20 protein-coding genes, 1 tRNA gene and 1 riboswitch are annotated in these 19,533 nt (G+C 63.6%); of the genes, 10 read left to right on the top strand and 11 right to left on the bottom strand.

Annotated features, from left to right (window positions below; all coding sequences use genetic code 11):
* Positions 1 to 197 precede the first annotated feature (197 nt).
* From LCM24_RS07955 to LCM24_RS07935, 5 genes are all read right to left on the bottom strand, one after another.
* The gene (locus LCM24_RS07955; protein ID WP_224803551.1) at positions 198 to 686 is read right to left on the bottom strand and encodes a hypothetical protein; all 489 of its coding nucleotides are present in this window, start codon (positions 684 to 686) and stop codon (positions 198 to 200) included.
* Positions 683 to 2,587 (bottom strand): phosphomethylpyrimidine synthase ThiC, encoded by a 1,905-nt coding sequence (gene thiC, locus LCM24_RS07950; RefSeq protein ID WP_224803550.1) that lies wholly within the window; start codon positions 2,585 to 2,587, stop codon positions 683 to 685. Before thiC ends, LCM24_RS07955 begins: the two co-directional genes overlap by 4 nt.
* A 34-nt stretch (positions 2,588 to 2,621) precedes the next feature.
* Positions 2,622 to 2,727: riboswitch (TPP riboswitch) on the bottom strand.
* Between the two features lie 75 nt (positions 2,728 to 2,802).
* Positions 2,803 to 3,669 (bottom strand): AraC family transcriptional regulator, encoded by an 867-nt coding sequence (locus LCM24_RS07945; protein ID WP_224803549.1) that lies wholly within the window; start codon positions 3,667 to 3,669, stop codon positions 2,803 to 2,805.
* Between the two features lie 49 nt (positions 3,670 to 3,718).
* Positions 3,719 to 5,092 (bottom strand): MFS transporter, encoded by a 1,374-nt coding sequence (locus LCM24_RS07940; protein WP_224803548.1) that lies wholly within the window; start codon positions 5,090 to 5,092, stop codon positions 3,719 to 3,721.
* Positions 5,093 to 5,196: 104 nt separating this feature from the next.
* Positions 5,197 to 5,270: transfer RNA gene (locus tag LCM24_RS07935), tRNA-Gln, on the bottom strand.
* 176 nt (positions 5,271 to 5,446) lie between these two features.
* Between LCM24_RS07935 and LCM24_RS07930 the strand changes: the two genes are divergently transcribed.
* Together LCM24_RS07930 and LCM24_RS07925 are read left to right on the top strand one after the other, a co-directional pair.
* Positions 5,447 to 6,685 (top strand): Ppx/GppA phosphatase family protein, encoded by a 1,239-nt coding sequence (locus LCM24_RS07930; RefSeq protein WP_224803547.1) that lies wholly within the window; start codon positions 5,447 to 5,449, stop codon positions 6,683 to 6,685.
* Positions 6,682 to 7,344: an RlmE family RNA methyltransferase gene (locus tag LCM24_RS07925; protein ID WP_224803546.1), complete on the top strand. Its 663-nt coding sequence runs from the start codon at positions 6,682 to 6,684 to the stop codon at positions 7,342 to 7,344. The genes LCM24_RS07930 and LCM24_RS07925 overlap by 4 nt, the downstream gene beginning before the upstream one ends.
* A 71-nt stretch (positions 7,345 to 7,415) precedes the next feature.
* Here LCM24_RS07925 and LCM24_RS07920 read toward each other — a convergent pair whose 3' ends face one another.
* Positions 7,416 to 8,120, bottom strand: coding sequence for a c-type cytochrome (locus tag LCM24_RS07920; RefSeq protein WP_224803545.1), 705 nt, complete (start codon positions 8,118 to 8,120; stop codon positions 7,416 to 7,418).
* 133 nt (positions 8,121 to 8,253) lie between these two features.
* Here LCM24_RS07920 and LCM24_RS07915 point away from each other — a divergent pair, with 133 nt between their 5' ends.
* Positions 8,254 to 9,147: a prephenate dehydratase gene (locus LCM24_RS07915; RefSeq protein ID WP_224803544.1), complete on the top strand. Its 894-nt coding sequence runs from the start codon at positions 8,254 to 8,256 to the stop codon at positions 9,145 to 9,147.
* Positions 9,148 to 9,204: 57 nt separating this feature from the next.
* On the opposite strand, the gene LCM24_RS07910 is transcribed toward LCM24_RS07915, so the two are convergent.
* Positions 9,205 to 9,654, bottom strand: coding sequence for a hypothetical protein (locus LCM24_RS07910; protein ID WP_224803543.1), 450 nt, complete (start codon positions 9,652 to 9,654; stop codon positions 9,205 to 9,207).
* 196 nt (positions 9,655 to 9,850) lie between these two features.
* Complete coding sequence (locus tag LCM24_RS07905; RefSeq protein WP_224803542.1) at positions 9,851 to 10,954, bottom strand: isoaspartyl peptidase/L-asparaginase family protein; 1,104 nt, start codon at positions 10,952 to 10,954, stop codon at positions 9,851 to 9,853.
* 111 nt (positions 10,955 to 11,065) lie between these two features.
* On the opposite strand from LCM24_RS07905, the gene LCM24_RS07900 reads away from it, so the two are divergent.
* Positions 11,066 to 12,313 carry a mechanosensitive ion channel gene (locus LCM24_RS07900; protein ID WP_224803541.1) on the top strand — a complete coding sequence of 416 codons (1,248 nt, stop codon included), beginning with the start codon at positions 11,066 to 11,068 and terminating at the stop codon, positions 12,311 to 12,313.
* Positions 12,314 to 12,423: 110 nt separating this feature from the next.
* Positions 12,424 to 13,386, top strand: coding sequence for an SDR family NAD(P)-dependent oxidoreductase (locus LCM24_RS07895; protein WP_224803540.1), 963 nt, complete (start codon positions 12,424 to 12,426; stop codon positions 13,384 to 13,386).
* On the opposite strand, the gene LCM24_RS07890 is transcribed toward LCM24_RS07895, so the two are convergent.
* From LCM24_RS07890 to LCM24_RS07880, 3 genes are all read right to left on the bottom strand, one after another.
* Positions 13,383 to 14,153, bottom strand: a complete 771-nt coding sequence (locus LCM24_RS07890; protein WP_224803539.1) for a DNA-binding domain-containing protein — start codon at positions 14,151 to 14,153, stop codon at positions 13,383 to 13,385. The two genes, LCM24_RS07895 and LCM24_RS07890, sit on opposite strands and share 4 nt — an antisense overlap.
* Positions 14,150 to 14,998: a DUF692 domain-containing protein gene (locus tag LCM24_RS07885; protein ID WP_224803538.1), complete on the bottom strand. Its 849-nt coding sequence runs from the start codon at positions 14,996 to 14,998 to the stop codon at positions 14,150 to 14,152. The genes LCM24_RS07890 and LCM24_RS07885 overlap by 4 nt, the downstream gene beginning before the upstream one ends.
* 99 nt (positions 14,999 to 15,097) lie before the next feature.
* On the bottom strand, positions 15,098 to 15,385 hold the full coding sequence (locus tag LCM24_RS07880; RefSeq protein WP_224803537.1) for a hypothetical protein: 288 nt from the start codon (positions 15,383 to 15,385) through the stop codon (positions 15,098 to 15,100).
* Positions 15,386 to 15,567: 182 nt separating this feature from the next.
* On the opposite strand from LCM24_RS07880, the gene LCM24_RS07875 reads away from it, so the two are divergent.
* The 5 genes from LCM24_RS07875 to LCM24_RS07855 all read left to right on the top strand — a co-directional run bounded on the left by LCM24_RS07875 (position 15,568) and on the right by LCM24_RS07855 (position 19,417).
* Positions 15,568 to 15,855 (top strand): DUF2282 domain-containing protein, encoded by a 288-nt coding sequence (locus LCM24_RS07875; RefSeq protein ID WP_412093800.1) that lies wholly within the window; start codon positions 15,568 to 15,570, stop codon positions 15,853 to 15,855.
* Between the two features lie 46 nt (positions 15,856 to 15,901).
* Positions 15,902 to 16,360, top strand: coding sequence for a DoxX family protein (locus LCM24_RS07870; RefSeq protein WP_224803536.1), 459 nt, complete (start codon positions 15,902 to 15,904; stop codon positions 16,358 to 16,360).
* Positions 16,361 to 16,385: 25 nt separating this feature from the next.
* Positions 16,386 to 16,916, top strand: coding sequence for a sigma-70 family RNA polymerase sigma factor (locus LCM24_RS07865; protein WP_224803535.1), 531 nt, complete (start codon positions 16,386 to 16,388; stop codon positions 16,914 to 16,916).
* Positions 16,917 to 16,918: 2 nt separating this feature from the next.
* Positions 16,919 to 17,560, top strand: coding sequence for a DUF1109 domain-containing protein (locus tag LCM24_RS07860; RefSeq protein ID WP_224803534.1), 642 nt, complete (start codon positions 16,919 to 16,921; stop codon positions 17,558 to 17,560).
* A 75-nt stretch (positions 17,561 to 17,635) separates the two neighbouring features.
* Positions 17,636 to 19,417 carry a DUF885 domain-containing protein gene (locus LCM24_RS07855; RefSeq protein WP_224803533.1) on the top strand — a complete coding sequence of 594 codons (1,782 nt, stop codon included), beginning with the start codon at positions 17,636 to 17,638 and terminating at the stop codon, positions 19,415 to 19,417.
* The last annotated feature ends 116 nt before the right edge of the window (positions 19,418 to 19,533 follow it).

The following is a 19,533-nucleotide window of genomic DNA, read 5'->3' as shown; positions in this document are numbered from 1 at the left end:
ACAACTTCTCACCTTACTCGCGGTAATTCTCGCTCATTTGTGCTTTGCACGTCTCGCGCTCCGAGGGAGCGTTCCGACTCCCTCCATGCCCTTCTCCGCTTCCTCGGCCCCTTCCCCTGAGGTCTCGCGCTTGATGCTCTCGCTCGCGAGATAGCTGTCCGAGTTCTGCTACGCCGCGAAGTCGCGTCCCGTCCCCTTCACAGGCTGGGCAGCCATTCTTCTCCGTAGTCGTCGTAATAATAGAGCTCTTCGAGCCGCCAGCGCCCGTCGCCCTTCAAGAAAGCGAAGTGGTGCACCGTCACGAAGTCGTTGGCGCCCGTGTGCCGGATGGTGACGATGCGGCGGCCATCTTCCTCGCGTTCTTCGAGGATTTCGGACCGCTGCGCATCGTAGCGGGCATTGCTGCTGAACACGATTCCCTGGTGGGGTTTTTGCGGGCCGCAGTAGAGATCGATCAGGCGGCGGTAGGCGGTTTCGGGCACAGTGTAATCGCCCGTCCGGTCGTAATGCTCCCGTGCGAACGCGTTCCACGCGGTGTGATCGCGAAGGAAAGCGGCCACGATGTCCCTCGGCTCGGACGGGAGAGGATCGGTGTAGCTCGGCGGCTCAGCCTCACCCGCCTGGCCTGCAGCCGGAGCCGCGATCAGCGCGAGCGCGGCTGCGATGGTAGAGCGGAGTTTCCTCACGATTGCTCCGGCAAATACAACTTCTCGCCCTTCTCGCGGTACACCTCGCTCATCTCCTCCATGCCCTTCTCCGCTTCCGCGGCTTCTTCGGCTGAGGTCTCGCGCTTGATGTTCTCACTCGCGAGGTAGCTGTCCGAGTTCTGCTTCGCCGCGAAGTCGCGCACTTCCTGCGTGATCTTCATCGAGCAGAATTTCGGGCCGCACATGGAGCAGAAGTGGGCGGTCTTGGCGCCTTCTGCGGGGAGGGTCTGGTCGTGGTATTGCTCGGCCGTGTCGGGGTCGAGGCTGAGGTTGAACTGGTCGCGCCAGCGGAATTCGAAGCGGGCCTTGGAGAGCGCGTCGTCGCGGACCTTGGCGGCGGGGTGGCCCTTGGCAAGGTCGGCGGCGTGGGCGGCGAGCTTGTAGGTCACCACGCCCACTTTCACATCGTCGCGGTCGGGCAGGCCGAGGTGTTCCTTGGGCGTGACGTAGCAGAGCATGGCGGTGCCGTACCAGCCGATCTGCGCCGCGCCGATGCCGCTGGTAATGTGGTCGTAACCCGGCGCGATATCGGTGACGAGGGGGCCAAGCGTGTAGAAGGGCGCTTCGCCGCAGGCTTCCAGCTGCTTGTCCATGTTCTCCTTGATCTTGTGCATCGGCACGTGGCCGGGGCCTTCGATCATCACCTGCACGTCCTGCTCCCAGGCGCGCTTGGTCAGCTCGCCCAGCGTGTAGAGCTCGGCGAACTGGGCTTCGTCGTTTGCGTCGGCGATGGAGCCGGGGCGCAAGCCGTCGCCCAGCGAATAGGCGATGTCATAGGCCTTCATGATCTCGGTGATCTCGTCGAAGCGCTCGTAGAGGAAGCTCTCCTTGTGATGCGCGAGGCACCATTTCGCCATGATCGAGCCGCCGCGCGAGACGATGCCGGTGACGCGCTTGGCGGTCATTGGGACATAGGGCAGGCGGACGCCGGCGTGGATGGTGAAATAGTCGACGCCCTGTTCGGCCTGTTCGATCAGCGTGTCGCGGAAGATTTCCCAGGTCAGGTCCTCGGCAATGCCGCCGACCTTTTCGAGCGCCTGGTAGATCGGCACGGTGCCGATGGGGACGGGCGAGTTGCGGATGATCCATTCGCGCGTGTCGTGAATGTTGCGCCCCGTGGAGAGGTCCATCACCGTGTCGGCTCCCCAGCGGATCGACCAGACCATCTTGTCGACTTCGCTCGCCACGTCGGAGGCCACGGCGGAGTTGCCGATATTGGCGTTGATCTTGACGAGGAAGTTGCGCCCGATTGCCATCGGCTCGGTCTCGGGGTGGTTGATGTTGCTGGGGATGATCGCGCGGCCGCGTGCCACCTCCTCGCGGACGAATTCCGGGGTGACGTAGTCGGGGAGCTCGGCGCCCCAAGGTTGGCCATCGTTGCGCGCAGTGAGGCGGGCGGCTTCCTCGCGCAGCATTTCGCGGCCGAGGTTCTCGCGTTCCGCCACATACTCCATCTCGGGCGTGATGATGCCGCGGCGGGCGTAGTGCATCTGGCTGACGTTCATGCCGGGCTTGGCGCGCAGCACCTTTTTCGCGACATTGGGGAAGCCGGGGACGCCGCCGCTGCGATCCGGACCAAGCTGGCCGTTGTCTTCGGGCTTCACTTCGCGTGCGTCATATTCCTCGACATCGCGGCGGGCGAGGATCCACTCCCGGCGCTTCTGTTCGAGGCCTTGGCGGATGTCGATGGTGGCATCGGGATCGGTGTAGGGGCCGGAGGTGTCGTAGACGCGCACGCTGGGCTCGCCGCCCTCGAGGTCGATCTCGCGCATGGCAACCCGCACCCCGCTGCCCGACTTGGCGCCGACGTGGACCTTGCGGCTGCCGCGAATGGGTCCGGTGGTGACGCCGATGTCGAATTTGCTATTGATGTCGGCCATGCGTGCTCTCTCCATAAGGCGGAGGAAGAGCGGTATTCTGGCGCCGCTCCACTCCCTCCGCCGATGCTAATCGGTTCAGGTTCGACGGGTCGGCGGACTTCAACCGCCCTCTCAGCCTCATGGCTCCCCGGGGATGCAAATTCTCTAGAACCGCGGCGAGGCCGAGTCCAGCACAGTCACGTCACTTGGGAAGTCGATCGCGATCAGGAGGCTGACTAGCCCGGATTGGTGCGATAGCGGCGCTGCATTTCCGCGTGCCATCGCTCCTGGTCCTCCGGCGTTGCGGCCACCGACCCGTCGGGCCAGAGATAGGCATAGGGAAAGTCGTTGCCGAGCAGCTTCGCATCGCTCATCTGCTTGCGGTTCAAACCTGTCATCTTGCGCATCTCGTTGAGATAATGCGGCAGATCGGCATAGGCGAAATCGGGCATCAGCTCGACGCGCTCGTCCGCCAACGCCTCCCGTTGCATGGTGAGGCTGAGGCGATGCCCCCTCAGCAAACGCTTCGGCGAACGCCCGAAGCGCCGCTTGCACGCCCTTTCGAGCGTGCGGACCGTGCAACCAAGCCGGTCGGCCATCTCGGCCACTCCAAGAGTGCCATCTGTCTCGATGCTCGTCTCGATCATCCTGCCGACCAGGCCCGATGGCTTGGCGAGCGGCAGGAGGTCGAGCAGGGCCCTATCCAGCGCTTCAAACCAGCCCTCGACCGTGGGCGGGGCTGCTTTCAGCGCCGCGTGGACCTGCGCCAGGCGGGGATGGCGTTCCGGATCCATGGCCACGATACCGCTTTGGGCGCTGGGATCGATGTCGAACAAGAGGTCGTAAGCGCTGGACCGGACCCGCAGGGAAACGAGAGCACCGCCATCGATCGTATAGCGAATATGGGTCGGCTCGGTCGAAATCCCCATGATGACCGGCTCTGTCCGCACCTCGCCATTCACTTCGAGGTGCACGCCGGACAGGTTGAAGGCGATGAGACCCGGCGAAAAGGTGGAGATGTTCTCCATCGGCACCGGCCAGTGGCCGTACACATCGACGTAGGCGGCAAGGCGCTCGTCGGGCATGCGAATGGGGATCTGCATCGGCCCGCATCATGCGCGCCGCTGTACGCGTGTCAAATAGCGGGCGCCCTCAGGCCGGTGCGCGGCTACCGAATTCTGCGCCCTTAGCGCCGTCATCCTGGCGCTTGCCGTCGCTCATGCCTTCGCGTTCGTAAAGCCTGTAGCGCGACAGGATTGCGAGGCCGATCGCAACACCTATGATCGGAAGGATGCTGGAGGAGGCGATGATTGCGGCAATGGTGGTCTCGCCCTGTTCGCCGTTCGGCACGTAGCCGCTGAGCTGGAGCAGCCATCCAAGCGCAAAACCGGTCGCCGCGCCGCCGATGTTCCCGACCAGGCGATAGATCGTCATGTAGATACCTTGGCGTTCGCGCCCGGAAACCCGTGCGTCATAGTCGGCGATATCGCCGAGCATCGCGTAATTTACCGCCGCCGCCCCTCCGGCGATCCCTGCCAGTGCGGCAAGCGCGAAGTAGAGCGGGAAGCCGCCCCAGGGGACCAGCGGGATGCAGGCGAACACCAGCATCCACATCCATAGCCCCTTGCTCCAGATCGAACGCATGCCCCAACGCGGGATCATCTTGTACCAGGCGAACCCGACGATCCGCTGGATGACGAGATAGGTCACGAAGATCACGGCAATCATGTCCGGGCGATCGAGGACATAACGCAGCATATAGGGCACGCTGAAGGCCAGGCTGGTGAAAGCGAAACTTTCGGCAAATTGCACGGCAATCAGCTGGCGATGGTATCCCACGCCCAGCACTTCCTTGAACATCTTCCAGACATTGCGTTCGACGCTGCGATGCCGCGTGGGCAGCTCCTTCAGTAGCGGAAATGCAACCAGCGTAAGGATCGCGGGCAAAAGGCTCCCGGCAATGACCCAGGGGGCGATCGTTGCGGCGGGATCGTCCGCCAGCAGCGCGCCCTGCCCTGCGAAATTGACCGCAACGACCGCGGGGATGGTCAGGAACGGGACGAGGATCCCGAACATCGTGCGTTGCTGGGCAGTCTTGCCGGATTCGATACCCAGCGCACGGATCGGGATGCTGCGCAGCGTCAGGGCCGTCTGTATCCAGATATGGGCGATGAATACCCACAGGATTTTCTGCGTGGTGCTCAGCCCCTCGGGCAAGAGGAACAGGATCCAGAACATCGAGCACATCAGCCCGCCGACGAGGATAAAAGGCCGGCGCCTCCCGTGCCTGCTCTCGCTGCGGTCACTCCAGGTCGCAATCACGATGTCGGAGACGCCGTCGTAGATGCGGGCAAAGGCGATCAGCGATCCGACAACCGCAGGTGCGAGCAACAGGACATCGGTGGCGTAGATGAAATAAAAATTGCTGACGAATGTGCCCATCGCCGTCAGCGGGATCGTGGTCAGGGCATAGAACCACAGGGTCCTGCGATAGACCAGCTTCGGATCGTCGACGATTGCACCCATCAGGCGAGCTCCTTCCCCGAGCCTTGATCGCGCCTGGCGTGCAAGTGCGCTTGAAAGAAAGCGACAATATGCAGCCGCTGCCTGGATGTGCCGGAAGGAAGAACTGGATGCCCCGTGAGGATTCGAACCTCAATTGACGGAGTCAGAGTCCGTAGTCTTACCATTAGACGACGGGGCATCATCATCACCGGCATGCGCGAGAATCGCAAGCGATGCCGGGAGAGGAGGCGCACTTAGTTTCGCTCCTTCCCTAGGTCAACCCTTGTGCTTGCCCCCAGGCCCACTCGTCGCTAGCATCATTGCCAAGTCCCCGTGCGCGATGGTTCGTGCGGGAGGATAGAAAGAAGATACCCCATGGCGGATCAATCTCCGCCGGACAGTAAAAGGGGGCATGGGAAAAAGAGGGGCGGCACGTCCGGCAAGGTAGCCGATTTCCGCTACAAGCGCCCTTCCCGGCCCGATGGCAAGAAAGGCCGCAAACCGGCCTCCCGCGCGGCGCAACCGCGTGCCGGGGAAAAGCCGCGCAATCCTTTCGACAAACCAAAGCAGCAACAGCAATCGCAAGCCCGTCCGCACCAGCGGCGGCAGGCCTATGCCGCGCTCGATCTCGGCACCAATAACTGCCGCCTCCTGATCGCGCGGCCTTCGGGCGAGAATTTCACCGTCATCGACGCGTTCAGCCGCGTCGTGCGCCTCGGCGAAGGCTTGGCCGCGAGCGGCAAGCTGTCCGACGCTTCGATGGAGCGCACGCTCGCCGCCCTGCACGTCTGCGCGGAAAAACTGCGCCGCCGCCACGTCCACCTCGCCCGCTCGGTCGCAACCGAAGCGTGCCGCCGCGCCTCTAACGGCGAGGCGTTTATCGAGCGCGTGCGCGAGGAAACGGGCATCGTGCTCGACATCATCTCGGCGCAGGAAGAAGCACGCCTGGCGGTCCTTGGATGCCATATCCTGCTGGAAGACGGGCCGGGTCCTGCGGTGATTTTCGATATCGGCGGCGGGTCGACCGAACTGGTCCTCGTCGAACCGAGCGGCGCGGTCCCGCGCATCCTCGACTGGATGAGCGTGCCGTGGGGCGTCGTATCCCTTACCGATACGGTGACCGGATCGGACGAAAGCCTCGAAACCCGGCTCGACCGCTACAACCGGATGCGCCGGACGGTTCGCGACAGTTTCGCCGACTTCGCGCAGCGTATCGAAAGCCATATCGGGGGCGAACACCCCATTCGCCTGCTCGGCACGAGCGGCACCGTGACCACCCTTGCAAGCCTGCACCTCGAGCTGCCGCAGTACGACCGCCGGGCGGTGGACGGGCTGATCCTGGAATCGCAGGCGATGCGCAATATCTCGACCCGTCTTTCGCGGATGAGCGGACAGGAGCGCCAGCAATTGCCGTGCATCGGTGACGACCGCGCCAATCTGGTCGTTGCAGGCTGCGCGATCCTGGAATCGATCCTCGACATCTGGCCGTCCGAAACGCTGGGCGTGGCCGATCGCGGCATTCGCGAAGGCATCCTGCGCAGCCTGATGGCCGCCGATGCCGACGGGGAGCGCAGCCGCGTCGCCCTGCAACGCATGAGGGAGCAGGACGTATGAGCCGTTCGGGCAAGGATCGCGACACGCGGGTGCGCACCGCCAAGAAACGCAGTGAATCCTCGACACGCTGGCTCCAGCGCCAGCTCAACGATCCCTATGTGAAACAGGCCAAGGCCGACGGCTATCGCAGCCGCGCCGCCTACAAGCTGATCGAGATGGACGAGAAATTCGGCATCCTGAAGGGCGCGAAACGGATCGTCGATCTCGGCATCGCGCCGGGCGGGTGGAGCCAGGTCGCACGCAAGGTCGTGCCCAAGGCCGATATCGTCGGGATCGACCTGCTCGAAGTGGAGCCGATCGAAGGCGTCACCATCTTCCAGATGGATTTCATGGACGACGATGCGCCGCGCGTGCTGGAAGAGGCGCTGGGCGGCAAGGCCGACCTCGTCATGAGCGACATGGCCGCCAACACTGTGGGCCACAAGCAGACCGACCACCTGCGCACCATGGGGCTGGTCGAGGCAGGGGCATGGTTCGCGGTCGAGAACCTGGAAAAAGGCGGCACCTTCCTCGCCAAGGTTCTTGCGGGCGGCACCGACAAGGACCTGCTCGACCTGCTCAAGAAGCATTTCAAGACCGTGAAGCACGCCAAACCGCCTGCGAGCCGCAAGGGCTCGAGCGAATGGTACGTCATCGCGCAGGGCTTCAAGGGCGTCTGACGCAGCGCCTGCGCCAGATACGAAAAACCCCGCCGGAGCGGGGCTTTCCTTAAATTCGTGGGAGCGAAGGCTTAGTCGATCTTGGTCGCGCCTTCATTGTCGCCCGCTGCATTGGCTGCGGGGACCGGCTGGTCCGCGCTCATCGCGCCTGCTGCTTCGGCTGCGCCTGCTTCGGCACCTTCGACGGGGCCGGGACCTGCACCGGGGGCGTCTTCACCCTCGGCAGCGGCTTCTTCGACCGGAGCCGGTTCGGGCTTCGCCGGGGCGCCGCCATAGGTCGCCATGAATTCCATGACGTTGGCGCGATCTTCGGGCTTGGAAAGACCGGCGAAGCTCATCTTGGTGCCGGCAGCGAATCCGCGCGGGCTCTTGAGCCACTCGTTCATGTTTTCCCAGGTCCACTGGCCGCCCTTGTCGGTGAGGGCCGAGCTGTAGGCGAAGCCGGCAGCGTGCGAACCGATCGCCGTGCCCATGACACCGTAAAGGTTCGGGCCGATGCCGTTCGCGCCGCCTTGGTCGATAGTGTGGCAAGCCGTGCACTTGGCGAAAACCTTTTCGCCGGCTGCAGCATCCGCGCTGGCCAGAAGCGTGCCGAGATCAGGCCCTGCTTCTTCCGTGCCGGCTTCTTCGCCCTTGACGAAGTAGCCGAAGTCTTCGCCTTCGGGATAGCTGTTGTCGTCGGCGTGGAAGTACATTCCCGATGCGATCGACGCCCCGAGAGCGACGATACCGGCGAAGAGCACCCAACCGGAAGCGGTATTGAAACGATCGTCCATTGCTTGAAAGCCTGCAAGAATCCGAAAGGTCTGTGGTTGGGCGCCGCTCTAGTGCCCTCTCCGCGCTCGCGCAAGTGCAGGCTGCGCAATAGCGCTTGCGATAGGCACAGTCGCGGCTTAGCAGCACGGCCCCATGCGTAATTTCGCCAAGCCTGCACTCGCCATGGTCGATTCCATGCGCCAAGCCGCCGCCGCCGATCCGGAACGCGCGATCGCGTTCGGGGGAGCGCCGGGATCGAATTCGCACCAGGCGGCGATGCAATTCGCGCCCGACGCACTGCCCCTGCCCTTCCTCGGCTTCCAGGATGCGCTCGATGCGGTAAAGACTGGCGCGGCAGGCTGCGCGATGATCCCGATCGAGAACAGCCAGCACGGCCGCGTGGCGGATATCCACTTCCTGCTCCCGGAAAGCGGGCTGTCCATCGTGGCAGAGCATTTCATGCCCATCACCCATGCGTTGATGGCGACGGGCGACGGGCCCTTCGAGGCGGCCTATAGCCACCCCCAGGCGCTGGGCCAGTCGCGCATCTACCTGCGCGAACGCGGCATCGTCCCGATGAGCCATGCCGACACCGCGGGCGCGGCAGCATTCGTGGCGGAAGAACAGGACCCGACCATCGCCGCCCTCGCCCCGCCGATGGCGGCGGAATTGTATGGCCTGAAGATCGTGGAAAGCGCGGTCGAGGATGCGCAGGACAACACGACGCGCTTCGTGGTTCTCGCCAAGGATGCGCGCTCGGCAGAAGAGCTGGCCGATGAAGAGGCGATGACCACTTTCATCTTCGAAGTGAAAAACGTGCCCGCTGCGCTCTACAAGGCGCTGGGCTGCTTCGCGACTAACGGCGTCAACATGACCAAGCTGGAAAGCTACCAGAAGGGCGCGAGCTTTGCCGCCACGATGTTCTATTGCGACATCGAGGGTGCACCGGGAAATCCCCGCGTCGATGCGGCGCTGGAGGAACTGTCCTTCCAGTGCAATTCGGTGCGCCTGCTCGGCAGCTACCAGCGCGCGCGCAAGCGCGGTTGAGCCCGAGAAAGGGCGAGCCGCTCGCAGGCAGCCCGCCCTCCTGGGGGGATTAATTTATCAGTCGCGCCAGACCAGCCGCTTGGCGAGGACATCGCCGAGGATCGTGCGATATTCGGCGCGGTTGCCCGATTCCGAATTCAGCTGGGTAATCGTGCGCTGCATCATCGCGCGCACTTTCCGGCCGCGTTCTTCATATTCCGCATTGGTCGCGAACTGGTCGAAACGGGTGATAAGCCACAGGTCCGGCTCGCCCTTGCGGGCATGGGTGTTGCTCCAGATCTCGTAGCTTTCAATCCAGCCCTGTTCGACCGAGTAATCCATGTTCTTGCGCCATGCATCGGCAAGGTGGGTGGCATATTTGTAGCCAGCGCCGTCATGGATATCGATCCCGGTGATCTCGATCCATTCTGCACCCGTCAACGGATACTCGTCCTGCGCCTGCGCCGCCTGCGGGACGGTAAAAGCCAGCGTGGATGCCAATACTGCGGTCTTGATAAGGTGCTTCATACCTGACTCCTTCTCAGTCGAGTGCTGCGACCCGTGAGTGGCGTCAGGACCATGCGGCCCTACAGATTTGGATGTCCCCCAACGCTGGAGGCAAGGTGCGCCTCAACCCGAACCGAGTCAAAAGCGGAGGCTAATTACCTGATTCAAAATCCGGTTTGCGCTGCCCTTCCATTGCCTTCGTCGCTGCGACTCGGCGCTAGTCGTCGCCGTAGATCGCCACCTCGTTGAGCCCGTCGCTCGTCGCCCGGCCGCGATACATGCCCGCAGTGTTGAAACTGAAGAGCGCGTGGCCCTCGGGCGTGACCAAAATGACCCCACCATCGCCGCCGAGCTCTTTGACGTCGTCCATGACATCGTCGGCGACATTCTGAGCAGCTCGGACTGGCATCTCAACTCCGGAAACAAATACGACCGCGTCCGGTCCAGCCGCCCGCGAAGCGTCCCACTCCGCGGCGCTGCGTGCCGCCTGGCGATCGGCCCGAAGCAAAGCACAAATTTCATGCGCCACGCCGACGCGGATGAAATATTCGCCCCAGCCGGTCGCCGAGACGGCGCAGGACCGGTTGTCGGCATAGGTGCCCGCACCGATGATCGGTGCATCGCCCACGCGGCCCCAGCGCTTGCCGGTCATCCCGCCGGTGGAGGTACCTGCCGCCATATTGCCATTGCGGTCGAGCGCCACTGCACCGACCGTCCCGAACTTGAGGTCCACATCGAGCGAGGACAATTGCCGCGCTTTCATCCGCTCAAGCGCCTCTCGCCGCCGTTCGGTGTCGAAATAGCTCGGCGGGACGATCTCGATGCCCTGCTCCACGGCAAAGTCCTCCGCGCCCTTGCCGGCCAGCATGACATGCGGGCTATCGGTCATGACCTTACGCGCCAGCAGGATCGGATTGCGGATGTTGGTGACACCTGCCACCGCGCCTGCATCGCGGGTCGCCCCGTCCATGATCGAAGCGTCGAGTTCGTGGCTGCCTTCCCAAGTATAGACCGCGCCGCGTCCGGCATTGAAGCGCGGCTCGTCCTCCAGGAGCAGGATGGCGGCCTCGACCGCGTCCATCGCCGTGCCGCCTTCATCCAACACCTTCGCCCCAGCATCGAGCGCGGCCTGCAGGGCGGCGCGATGCGCGGCGTCTTCTTGCGGAGTCATGTCCTCGCGCGAGATCGTGCCTGCACCGCCATGGATGGCGAAGGACCAGCGCGTTTCGGCAGGTTCACTGTCCCGGGCCGTCGCAGGGACCTGTCCGGCGAACGCGAGAGCCGAGAAAACGAGGGCGAAGCGGGTGAAAAATCCTCTCATGCGAGAGTGATAGCAGGCAAAGTTATCCACTCCACCCCCCGCGCGCTTTTTGTATGAATGCGTCATCGTGATACAGGGCGACGCTACGGAAACCAGAAGGGGAGAGGTTTCGTGATTTTCGACAGATACAAATTCGACCAACAGGTCGCGATGGAGCTGGGTGAGAAGCTGCTTTACGCAGTCATCGCCCTGGTCATTACATGGTTGGCCGCGCGGGCGGCGAAATGGGCTTTCGCCAAGCTCGTCGACAATGTCGCATTCTTCAATCGCGGGACCGGCAACGGTGCCAGCCTCGGCGAATCCCTCGGCAAGATCGTGGGACTGCTGATCTGGCTGTTCGGCCTGCTGATCATTCTCAATATCCTCGAACTCGGCGGGGTCGCGGGACCGATCGACAGCCTGCTGGAAAACGTGGTCGATTTCGTGCCGAACCTGCTGTGGGCCGGCCTGATCTTCTTCATCGGCATGATGGTGGCGCGGATCGTCCGCGATCTGGTTGTCACCACATTGCAGACGGTGGACTTCGACAAATGGGCCAATCGCGGCGGCGTGGACAACGTCACCGGCAATACCGCCATCAGCAAGACCATCGGCACGATCGTCTACGTCCTGATAGCGATTCCGGTCGCAATCGCCGCGCTCGAGCAGCTGGAAATCCAGTCGATCAGCGACCCGGCTTCGGACATGCTGCGGATGATCTTTGCTGCGATCCCGAACATCATCGCTGCGGCGATCCTGCTCGGTATCGGCTATCTCATCAGCAAGTTCGTGGTCCAGATCGTGAAGGAAGTCCTGCCCGGTCTCGGCGTCGACAGGGCGCTCGGTGAAAGCGGACTGGTTGCCGAAGGCACCACTGCGAGCGGTATCATCGCCCGCATCGCCCAGGTCGCGATCATCCTGTTCTTCGCGATTGCCGCGACACGCATCCTCGGCTTCCCGGAACTGACGAGCATCCTCGATCAGTTGCTCGAACTCGGCGGGCGCGTGATCTTCGGAGCGGTGGTCATCGCCTTCGGCTTCCTGATCGCCAACATGCTCGCACGGCTTATCGCGGGCGATGCAGGCAATTCGACGGCAGCGACCATCGTTCGCTGGGCGACGATCATCCTGTTCGTCTTCATGGGCCTGCAGTTCACCGGCATCGGCGGCATGATCCCGGCGAATGCGCTGACGATCCTGATCGCAGGCATCGCGGTTGCAGGCGCGCTTGCCTTCGGCCTAGGCGGCCGGGACTGGGCGGCGCGCAAGCTCGACCAGATGGATAACGATCTGGCCGGCGGCAGCGCTGCGGCACCCAAGCCCAAGCGGCGCAAGGCGGCTGCTCCCAAGAGCGACGATCCGCTGCCTCCGGGCGCATAAGCAAAGCCAAAAAGAGACCCCAAGGGGACGCAGGATCGGGGCGCGAGGCGAAAGCTCTCGCGCCCCTTTTCGTTTCTGCTACGCTGGCCCCTACAAGGGAGAAGACAGCGATGAGCGAATTCGGTTTCGAAAGCACGGCGGACGACGTTCTCGAAGGCAAGGACCTGTCGGGACGCACCGCACTGGTGACCGGCGGCTATTCAGGGCTGGGGCAGGAAACCGCGCGTGCGATGGCCGCGAAGGGCGCGCACATCATCCTGTCCGGCCGCGATGCGACCAAGCTGTCCGCGGCGGCCGATGCGATCGCGGAACAGACCGGCGCGAAAGTCGACACGCTCAAATGCGACCTCGCCTCGCTCGACAGCATCCGCAAGGCAGCCGCCGAAGCGAACGAGCGCTTCGAGAAGATCGATCTCCTCATCAACAATGCTGGCGTCATGGCCTGCGACCAGGCGAAGACTGCCGACGGTTTCGAAATGCAGTTCGGCACCAACCATGTCGGCCATTTCCTGCTGACCAACCTGCTGGTCCCCCTGCTGGAAAAGGGCGAGCGTCCGCGCATCGTCAACCTGTCGAGCCGCGGCCACCACATTGCGCCGGTCGACTTCGACGATCCGAATTTCGAAAGCCGCGATTACGACAAGTGGGTGAGCTACGGCCAGTCAAAGACGGCCAACGTCCTGTTCGCCGTGGGGCTTGAAAAGCGGCTCTCCGACAAGGGCATCCACGCCTATTCCCTGCATCCCGGCGGCATTATGACCAACCTCGGCCGCCACATGAGCGATCAGGACATGGCCGATCTCATGGAGCGGATCCGCAAGAACGCGGAAGAGCGCGGCGAAACGCCGGAGCCGTTCAAGACCATCCCGCAAGGCGCGGCGACGACCTGCTGGGCCGCGACTGCGGAAGAGCTTGAGGGCAATGGCGGCCTCTATTGCGAAAACTGCCATGTCGCCGACCAGGACGACGAAAGCACCGGTGGCGGCGTGCGCAGCTATGCGATCGATCCCGACAGGGCCGACCGACTCTGGTCGATGAGCGAGAAAATGGTCGGCGAAAGCTTCGCCTACTAGGCAAGTCTCTCGACAAGCCCTTCGCCGAGCCAGCGGCCGAGCATCGCGCCGGCGGTTTCGACTGCCTGCTCGTGCCCGAGCGCCTCGACCATCGCGGCGCAGGCTTCGCCATAGCTACCTCCGGCAATCATCGCCGCCAGCGCGTCGCCTTCGCCCCGGGTGACAGCCATGAATACGGGCCTTTCGGCCTCGCGCCACACGATCACAGTGGCGGGGGTGTCGAGCGGGACGATGCCCGCCTCACCCTCGCCCCCGGCAAGCGAGGACCACAGGGTTTTCAAATCGTGGTGCACGGTGCGAAGGGCAATTCCGGGCACGAACCGCAAGGCCAGCCGCTCCCATTCTTCCGGGTCAAACCCTGCCGTCGCCTGCCCAAATCCGGCAAGGCCCATCGGACTACCATCGCGCGCGACGAAACTGAGGTGCATCGCCCATTCAAGCCAGGCGAGTTCCGCAACTTCGCGATCGCGCGGAAAAAGATCCGCGCAGGTATCGGCAAACCCGCGCCCCGCGAGGTCCAGCGTCCAGCTGGAGGGCGGAGAGGTGATGAGGTGGTGCGCCGCGGCGCGCGCAAAGCTATCTTCGCCGACCAGGCGCTGCGTCCTTTCAAATGTCGATCGCAGGGCCTCGACCAGGGCAGTCCGGTAATTGTTGCGGTAGATTTCCAAGCCCGCTTCGTGCCGCGGACCAAGGTCCGCTGGAAGCGGTCGCTCTTCATCGAGCAGGCTTGCCATTATCTCGGCCTGCCTCCGGGCGAGCGTGTTCATGCAGACCTCGGGCGATCTTCGGCCGCCACAATCATTCGCGCCCGGTCCAGCTCGTGAAGCAGTTCAGGAAGCGGCGGGATCGCATCGTCACGCTCGATCATGGTGGCAACCGGCCCCATCAGCGCTGTCACTTCACGAAAGAGATCCCAGACCTCGTCACAGACTTCGCGGTCGTGCGTATCTATCACGAGCGATCGTTCTTCCGTCGCAGGTGTATGGCCTGCAAGGTGGATTTGCCGCACCCGGTCCAGTGGAAGGCCCGCGATATACTCGCTCGCAGAGAACCCGTGGTTCTGTGCGCTGACATAGACATTGTTGACGTCGAGCAGGAGATAGCAGCCGGTTCGCCGCGCCATTTCCGACAGGAAAGCCCATTCGCTCATCTCGTCCTCGGGAAAGGTGAGATAGCTCGACGGGTTTTCGAACAGCATTGCCCGGCCAAGCTTTTCCTGCGCGCGATCTATGTTTGCGCACACGACGTCCAACGCCTCTCCCGTAAGCGGCAGGGGCAGGAGATCGTGTGAATTGTGTGCGCTCGTCCGGGTCCAGCACAAGTGGTCGGAGACCCATAGCGGGTCGATCCTTCGCGCCAGAGCGGCAAGCCGGTCGAGATAGTCCTCGTCCAAACCTTGCGCAGATCCGACAGACATCGAAACGCCGTGCAATATCACCGGATGACGGGCGCGAATTTCCTCGAGGATGCGCAGCGGCTTGCCGCCTTCCACCATGTAGTTTTCCGAGATCACCTCGACGAAATCGACCGGCACCTCGGTTTCGAGGAAGTCGGCGTAATGCGTGCGGCGCAAGCCCAGGCCGTATCCGTGAAATGGCTCGATAACGCTCATGCAGGAAGCTTCCGTGAGGGGATGGCGGCCCGGCGAGGGACGTGGGCGGAAGAAGGGGTCGGTTTCCGCCGCGGCCGGGCCGCCAAACTGGTTGGGACGTCAGCCGATATCGCCGATGGTGCCGCCCTTGGTCAGGCATTCCCCGGCCTTCATTGCCTTGAAGCCGTGACCCTTGCATTCGTTCTGGCCCTTGCAGGCGTTTTCGCTGGTCGTGCAGTCGGCCTGGCCCTTGCAGCTGTGCACGCCGTAACAATGGACCACATCGTCCGAATTGATGGCTGCGCCGCTGCTGCCGGCGGGGGCAGGCGCGGCTAGTGCGCTCATCGAGCTGAGGGCGAAAGCTGCCGCCGCAGCAGCAGTAGCGGTCTTGCGGGTTGCGAGTGTCATGGCATCCGGTTCCTTGTGATCTTGATCGTGCGTCGGTGCACACAGGATCGTTCGCACCGGCTGCGGCGGCGGTTACAGCCGGAAAAATTTTCCCGATCCGGTAACCGTGCGGCGATCGCTTCCGAATGACTGGCCAGTTCCGGCGACAATCGCCCGGACGCATCATTCGAGAGAGACTTGCCATGAACAGCCAATCGATCGCCCGCATCGCCGGGCTCGCCCTTACCGCCGGCGTCGCCACCACCATGGTCGCCAGCCCGGCAGCCGCCCAGAAGCGCCCCGCGATGGAGAAGTGTTACGGCGTCGCCAAGGCTGGCGAAAACGACTGCGCCGCCGGACCGGGCACCAGCTGCGCCGGCACATCTACCCGCGATTACCAGGGCAACGCCTGGAAGCTGGTCAAGAAAGGCACCTGCGAAACCATCAAGACCCCCAAGGGCAAGGGGTCGCTAACCGCGATCAAGCGCTGAGCTGCTTCCCACTTTCCTCCCCTACCGGCCAGCCGACAGGTGACGCATGCAGAGACTGTTGACCCCCTACGACCGCTTGACCGACTGGCTGGCCTCGCGCCTGCCGGAAGGCCTTGCGCTGCTGCTGACCCGCATCGCGCTGGCCGGGATTTTCTGGAGATCGGGGCGGACCAAGGTGGAGGAAGGAACTGCGCTGTCGATCAGCGACAACGCCTTCTTCCTGTTCGAATACGAGTATACCGGCCTGCCCATACCGGCCGACATAGCGGCGCCGATGGCGACCTATGCCGAGCACCTGTTTCCCGTCCTGCTGGTGCTCGGCCTGTGCACCCGCTTCGCGGCGCTGTCCCTTCTGGTGATGACGCTGGTGATCCAGTTCTTCGTCTATCCCGATGCCTGGTGGACCACGCACATCGTGTGGGTCGCGATGGCAGCCGTGCTGGTGTCGCGCGGGGCAGGAGCCATCTCGCTAGATGCGCCGCTCGCCTCGCGACGGGCCAAGTGATAGCAAGGTCGGGGGAGGACGCGCGATGATCGCCGATGAAGCCACGATGGCACAGATGATGGCCGCCTCGCAGAACGGCGATCGCGAAATGTACCGGGCGCTGCTGTCCGAAATCCAGCTGTGGCTCGAACGCTATTTCCGCAAACGCGTGGCTCCCGCCCAGCTCGACGATCTGGTGCAGGAAGTCATGATGGCGGTGCATACCAAGCGCGCGACCTGGGATCCGGCGCGAGCCTTCTATCCCTGGCTTGCCGCGATCGCACGCTATCGCTGGATCGACCATCTGCGCAAAGTCTATCGCAGCGCCGAAGACGAGCTTGGCGATCACGACGCGCCGGAGGACAGCGAGGAAGAGGCCGTCATGGCCCGCATGAGCCTTGAGCGGCTGTTCGTCCACCTCCCCGACAAGCAGGCCGAGGTTATCGAGCTGGTCAAGATCGAAGGGCTGACCATTTCCGAAGCTTCCGCCAAGACCGGCCAGAGCGAAAGCCTGGTCAAAGTGAATATCCATCGCGGACTGAAAAAGCTGTCCGCGCTCGTAGAAAAGGCCGAATGACAATGAACCGGGTTCCGAACTCCCTTATTGACGATCTGGCGGAGGATCTCGCGCCGGTAGAGCCGATCCGGCTCACGCACGGCATCGCACTGGTGGCGTTGTCAGCAGTGGCAACGGTGATCCTCGTCGAATTGCTCGACGGGCTGTGGCGCGGCATCGTTTCCGGCCAGGCGTCAGGAGTTTTCTTCATCGCCAACGGAATGCTCGGCATGGTTGGAGCAGCAGCGGCATTAGCCGTCCTGCGCATGGCCAGCCCGCGCGTCGGCAACACCCATGATGGCGCGCGCTGGTCGTCGGCAATGCTCGCCCTGCTACCGCTGACGGCGCTACTCATGCTGGGTGCAGCCGGCCTGTTCTCGGCCTTGTCGCACGACGCCTACGGGCTCGACTGCTTTCTTGCCGGAGCAGCGTTTGGCCTTGTGACCGCGACAGCGCTGGTGCTGTGGCTGCGCCGCGGTGCGCCGGTTTCTTTGAATGCTGCAGGAACATATACGGGCATTGCAGCGGGCGCGATCGGCAGCTTCGCCTATGGCCTCGCGTGCCCGATCGACACGATCGACCACCTCGGCATCTGGCACATTGCACCCGTCGCACTGATGGCGCTGGCCGGCAGATTTGCGATACCGCCGCTGGTCCGCTGGTAAGGCGCATTCGTCGGGCCGGCGCTTGCCAAGCGGCGCGCGGCTCGGCAGTCCCTCCGCCAACAGGAGGGAATACCCATGAAGACTTTCGCCGCCGCCATCGCCCTTGCCGCCGCATCGGCCCTGCCCGCCGCCCCGCTGCTGGCCCAGGATGCCGCCGAAACGCCCGTTACGCCTGATTGGGTCGAAACCAGCAATGCCTACACCCAGAAGGCGATCGCCTTGCAGGCCAGCTTCTTCCCGACCGGCGCGTCATCGGCGGGCTATGAGCAGTATGACGGGCTGGTCAACGACATGTCGCTGGACCGGGACGAGCGCTATGTCGCCGCCTCGCGTGCGCTGATCGCGGAATATGAAGCGGCCAAGCAGGTCGAAACCAACCCCTACGTCCTGCAGGACCTCCAGATCCTGATCGACTCGCTCGAAATGGACAATGAGCGCATCGAGCTGAGCAATCGCGAAATGCTCGAATTCGCAGAAGTCGGGCAGGCCATGTTCGGCAATATCGGTCAGCTCCTGTCCGACCAGACCGCAGAGCACCGCCGCGCCAAGGCGCTCGAACTGCTGCAGCGCTACACGGGGCTGTGGCCCGATACCCAGCCGATGACCGAGCTGGCCAAGGCCCGCTTCGAAGCCAGCCGCGGCGAAGGCAAGATGGGCCCTTACCGCGTCGAGGTAGAGGAATCGGTCGGCAAGATCCCGACCTTCGTCGCCGGGATCCGCGAGCTGTTCGCCAAATTCGAGATCGAAGGTGCGGAAGAAGCGCTCGATGCGATGGAGGCCCAGCTCACCGATTACGGAGAGTGGACCGCTGCAACCGTGGTCCCTGCCGCGCGCACCGATCCGCGCCTGCCGGAAGGACTCTATGCCCTGCGCCTGCGCGAGGTCGGGATCGAGATGGACCCGCGCGAAGCGATGAGTCGCGCGCGCCGGGGGTTCTACGAAATACGGGCCCAGATGGAAGCGCTCGCCCCGCAGATCGCCGCCAAATACGGCTGGGAAAAGACCGACATGGCCTCGGTCATGGCCGGCCTGAAGGCAATGACCATTCCCAATGACGAGATCGAGGATTTCTACCGCGATGTGAACGCGAAGCTGGAAGCCCAGATCCGCGCGCACGACATCGTCTCACTTCCCGATTACGAGATGAACATGCGTGTTGCGAGCGAGGCGGAAAGCGCTGCGCAGCCGGCCCCGCACATGCGCCCGCCGCGCCTGATCGGGAATACCGGGGAACAAGGCACGTTCGTCCTCACCGTCGGCAATCCGACTGCAAGCGCGGAAGACGCCTATGACGATTTCAACTTCCCCGCCGCCAGCTGGACGCTCAGCGCCCACGAAGCGCGCCCGGGGCATGAAATGCAGTTCGCGGCCCTCGTCGCACAGGGCGTCAGCCTCGCGCGCATGCTCTACGCCTTCAACAGCGTGAACGTCGAAGGCTGGGCGCTTTATGCCGAAGCGGAAATGATGCCGCACGAACCGATCGAGGGGCAGTTCATCGCGCAGCAGTTCCGCCTGTTGCGCGCGGCCCGCGCCTTCCTCGATCCGGCGCTCAACCTCGGCCTGATGTCGCGCGCAGAGGCAGAGCGGATCTTGCGCGAAGAAGCGCTGTTCTCGCCCGGCATGACCAAGCAAGAACTCGATCGCTACCAGTTCCGCATGCCCGGCCAGGCAGGGTCCTATTACTACGGCTATCGCAAGCTGATCGACCTGCGCGTGGAAACCGAGCTGGCGCTGGGCGCGGCCTTCAACGAACGCGCTTTCAACGACTTCCTGCTCAGCCAGGGCATCATCCCGCTCGACCTGATCGCCAAGGCCGTGCGCGAGGAATTCATCCCCTCGCAGATGGCCGGGGGCTAAAGGGTTCTAAACCGCGTTTCTGCGCAGGCGATAGACGAGCGAAAATGTGGGAGCGCCACGACCCGGAGCGCAGCGTGCAAAATGCACGTGAGCACCGGAAGCGGGGCGCTCCTGCA

This window comes from Qipengyuania aquimaris (assembly GCF_020171965.1).
Lineage (GTDB): Bacteria > Pseudomonadota > Alphaproteobacteria > Sphingomonadales > Sphingomonadaceae > Qipengyuania > Qipengyuania aquimaris_A.
The sequence above is the reverse complement of the archived record's forward strand: the minus strand, read 5'-3'. Positions and strand labels throughout refer to the sequence as shown.

What these genes read in the sequence shown, in the direction of transcription:
- LCM24_RS07860 (WP_224803534.1), top strand. Translation starts at nt 16,919, where the DNA reads ATGAACCGGGTTCCGAACTCCCTTATTGACGATCTGGCGGAGGATCTC.
- LCM24_RS07870 (WP_224803536.1), top strand. Translation starts at nt 15,902, where the DNA reads ATGCAGAGACTGTTGACCCCCTACGACCGCTTGACCGACTGGCTGGCC.
- LCM24_RS07890 (WP_224803539.1), bottom strand. Translation starts at nt 14,153, where the DNA reads ATGAACACGCTCGCCCGGAGGCAGGCCGAGATAATGGCAAGCCTGCTC.
- LCM24_RS07885 (WP_224803538.1), bottom strand. Translation starts at nt 14,998, where the DNA reads ATGAGCGTTATCGAGCCATTTCACGGATACGGCCTGGGCTTGCGCCGC.
- LCM24_RS07920 (WP_224803545.1), bottom strand. Translation starts at nt 8,120, where the DNA reads ATGGACGATCGTTTCAATACCGCTTCCGGTTGGGTGCTCTTCGCCGGT.
- LCM24_RS07915 (WP_224803544.1), top strand. Translation starts at nt 8,254, where the DNA reads ATGCGTAATTTCGCCAAGCCTGCACTCGCCATGGTCGATTCCATGCGC.
- LCM24_RS07875 (WP_412093800.1), top strand. Translation starts at nt 15,568, where the DNA reads ATGAACAGCCAATCGATCGCCCGCATCGCCGGGCTCGCCCTTACCGCC.
- thiC (WP_224803550.1), bottom strand. Translation starts at nt 2,587, where the DNA reads ATGGCCGACATCAATAGCAAATTCGACATCGGCGTCACCACCGGACCC.
- LCM24_RS07930 (WP_224803547.1), top strand. Translation starts at nt 5,447, where the DNA reads ATGGCGGATCAATCTCCGCCGGACAGTAAAAGGGGGCATGGGAAAAAG.
- LCM24_RS07865 (WP_224803535.1), top strand. Translation starts at nt 16,386, where the DNA reads ATGATCGCCGATGAAGCCACGATGGCACAGATGATGGCCGCCTCGCAG.
- LCM24_RS07925 (WP_224803546.1), top strand. Translation starts at nt 6,682, where the DNA reads ATGAGCCGTTCGGGCAAGGATCGCGACACGCGGGTGCGCACCGCCAAG.
- LCM24_RS07855 (WP_224803533.1), top strand. Translation starts at nt 17,636, where the DNA reads ATGAAGACTTTCGCCGCCGCCATCGCCCTTGCCGCCGCATCGGCCCTG.
- LCM24_RS07945 (WP_224803549.1), bottom strand. Translation starts at nt 3,669, where the DNA reads ATGCAGATCCCCATTCGCATGCCCGACGAGCGCCTTGCCGCCTACGTC.
- LCM24_RS07940 (WP_224803548.1), bottom strand. Translation starts at nt 5,092, where the DNA reads ATGGGTGCAATCGTCGACGATCCGAAGCTGGTCTATCGCAGGACCCTG.
- LCM24_RS07895 (WP_224803540.1), top strand. Translation starts at nt 12,424, where the DNA reads ATGAGCGAATTCGGTTTCGAAAGCACGGCGGACGACGTTCTCGAAGGC.
- LCM24_RS07880 (WP_224803537.1), bottom strand. Translation starts at nt 15,385, where the DNA reads ATGACACTCGCAACCCGCAAGACCGCTACTGCTGCTGCGGCGGCAGCT.
- LCM24_RS07910 (WP_224803543.1), bottom strand. Translation starts at nt 9,654, where the DNA reads ATGAAGCACCTTATCAAGACCGCAGTATTGGCATCCACGCTGGCTTTT.
- LCM24_RS07905 (WP_224803542.1), bottom strand. Translation starts at nt 10,954, where the DNA reads ATGAGAGGATTTTTCACCCGCTTCGCCCTCGTTTTCTCGGCTCTCGCG.